At 45.9% G+C, this 645-nt stretch carries 2 tRNA genes and 1 rRNA gene; all 3 read right to left on the minus strand.

The window, feature by feature from the left end:
• Positions 1–103: ribosomal RNA gene (locus JWJ90_RS22860) — 23S ribosomal RNA — on the minus strand; the annotation flags it as partial.
• Positions 104–423: 320 nt separating this feature from the next.
• Positions 424–499, minus strand: a tRNA-Ala gene (locus JWJ90_RS22865).
• Between the two features lie 22 nt (positions 500–521).
• Positions 522–599 (minus strand) — tRNA-Ile (locus JWJ90_RS22870).
• Positions 600–645: the final 46 nt, after the last annotated feature.

Consider the following 645-nt stretch of genomic DNA (forward strand, 5'->3'; position numbering starts at 1 on the left):
GTCATAGCCTGTTAACAGCTCACCGAAGCTTATCGCAGTTTTCCACGTCCTTCATCGCCTCCTAGTGCCAAGGCATCCGCCGTCAGCCCTTAGTAGCTTAACCATAAGTCTTTTATAAACTAAGTTATAACTCTAAACGCTTAATTCTGTAATACACCGACTGTTATCGTGCACAAAGCCTAAGCTTTGCAAGCACCAATCGGGTTTACGATTTAGATACCCTGCTATTCAATTGTCAAAGATCTTCAAATGTTCTCATGCACGCCATCTTCGGACATTTAAAACACATGGCAGAGCTTACTCTAGCGATGGGTCTTAAATGACCAAATCTGTCGCACCTGAAACCATTTGTATATTTAAAAGTTTAAAAGAAGATGATGAACATCAAAGATGTTCGTCATCTTGTCTTAGACTTCTAAAGACTGGTGGAGGTGAACGGGATCGAACCGATGACCTCCTGCGTGCAAGGCAGGCGCTCTCCCAGCTGAGCTACACCCCCAACCTTTACGATCCGATCAGCTTGGTGGGCCTAGGTGGACTTGAACCACCGACCTCACGCTTATCAGGCGTGCGCTCTAACCAAGCTGAGCTATAGGCCCAATGCCCTTGATCTCTCAAAACTGAACAGTATAGAGCGGGGTTGAT

The organism is Desulfobulbus rhabdoformis (assembly GCF_016919065.1).
GTDB classification, from domain to species: Bacteria; Desulfobacterota; Desulfobulbia; order Desulfobulbales; family Desulfobulbaceae; genus Desulfobulbus; species Desulfobulbus rhabdoformis.